Origin of the sequence: Desulfosarcina cetonica JCM 12296, assembly GCF_001311845.1 — a bacterium.
Lineage (GTDB): Bacteria > Desulfobacterota > Desulfobacteria > Desulfobacterales > Desulfosarcinaceae > Desulfosarcina > Desulfosarcina cetonica.
Map to the genome: position 1 here is coordinate 1 of NZ_BBCC01000426.1, position 1645 is coordinate 1645.

At 53.6% G+C, this 1645-nt stretch carries 1 protein-coding gene; it reads left to right on the forward strand.

Annotated features, from left to right (window positions below):
* The first annotated feature begins 245 nt into the window (after nucleotides 1-245).
* Nucleotides 246-1556, forward strand: coding sequence for a group II intron reverse transcriptase/maturase (gene ltrA / locus JCM12296_RS34615; RefSeq protein WP_246805321.1), 1311 nt, complete (start codon nucleotides 246-248; stop codon nucleotides 1554-1556).
* The last annotated feature ends 89 nt before the right edge of the window (nucleotides 1557-1645 follow it).

Consider the following 1645-nt stretch of genomic DNA (forward strand, 5'->3'; position numbering starts at 1 on the left):
TGTGCGGAAAGATGCGTGTTCACCCCGGGAGATCTGCCGTGTTGTCCGAAAGTGGACTGACCGAACCGCAAGGGGAGGCAATCACATGGCAGAAGTCAGCAGAGGGTATAGTAGTCGGTGGAAACGAGCCGGGCCTCTCAAAAAAGGGAGAAGTATACCCGGAGGACTCACCCCGATGAAGGCCCGAACGGTGCCCGGACCGAATGGTACGGGTAAATGAAAAGACCAGTAGGAGACGTGTACTTATGAACATAACGCCTCAGCAGATGGAAATGTTTGTAGCGTCGCGGCTTGCCGAACGTCTGGGAGGAAAAGAGCGGTTATTGGAGTTGATTCTCGAACGACGGAATGTGCTCAGGGCAATGAACCAGGTCGTTGCCAATAAGGGCGCCCCAGGCGTGGATGGGATGAAAACCAACCACTTGAAAGGGTACCTGAAAAGGCATTGGCCGAAGATCAAGCAGGATCTGCTAAATGGGGATTATCGTCCCTTACCGGTAAGAAGGAAGGAGATTGACAAGCCGGATGGTGGTGTCCGTTTGCTTGGTATTCCCACGGTATTGGACCGGCTTATCCAACAGGCGATCGCTCAGATGCTGGAGCAGGTCTGGGACCCGACCTTTTCTGAATACAGCTACGGATTCAGACCGGGACGGTCTGCCCATGATGCTGTTCTACAAGCCAAGGGCTATTTGCTTGACGGGTACACGTATGTGGTGGACATGGATTTGTCAAAATTTTTCGACCGAGTTCATCACGACCGTTTGATGAGTCGGCTGGCCACCAAAATCCGGGACAAACGAGTGCTGAAATTGATCCGCCGTTACCTGACGGCCGGAACGATGATCGAAGGACTCGTCAGCCCCAGTATAGAAGGAACGCCCCAAGGTGGCCCTCTATCGCCGCTGCTCTCCAATATCGTACTCGATGAGTTGGATAAAGAACTGGAAAAGCGAGGCCACAAATTCGTCAGGTATGCCGACGACTTCAGGATTTACTGCAAAAGCCGGAAAGCCGCAGAGCGCGTGAACAAGAGCATCACGAAGGTCGTCACCGCGAAGCTCAAGCTCAAGGTGAACGAAGAGAAAAGTGCAGTGAGCCGACCGTGGCTCCGCAAGTTCCTGGGTTTTACCTTCATCAGTATGTGTGGCCAGACCAAGATCCGGATTCACCAGAAAACGTTTTCACGTTTCAAGGAGCGAGTCCGGGAATTGACGGACCGCAACCAGGGGAAAAGCCTGGACCGGATTATCAAAGAGCTGAATCAGTATCTGGTAGGCTGGTGGAACTATTACCGCCTCACAGAAGCCCGGTCCGTGTTCAAGTCGATCAAAACCTGGATAATTCGCCGTCTGCGGTGCCTGGTCTGGAAACAATGGAAAAACCCGAGGACCAGGGTTCGCAACCTGGAAAAGCGCGGCATTGCACATAAAGTCGCCATGCTTTGCGGAAACGCGCGTAAAAAGTATTGGCGCATGAGCAAAGTCAAGTGGGTGATGTTTGCTCTGCCACCTCGTTACTTCTTCGAACGGGGACTATTCCTGCCTGCTCAATAACCTTCCTGATCAGCCGAACCGCCTTGGTACGCGATCCGTATGCCGGGTGGTGTGGGAGGGGGTGGCCGCGAGGCTACTCCCTATCCCGA

Coding starts and splice junctions, on each gene's coding strand:
- ltrA (WP_246805321.1), top strand. CDS start 246: ATGAACATAACGCCTCAGCAGATGGAAATGTTTGTAGCGTCGCGGCTT.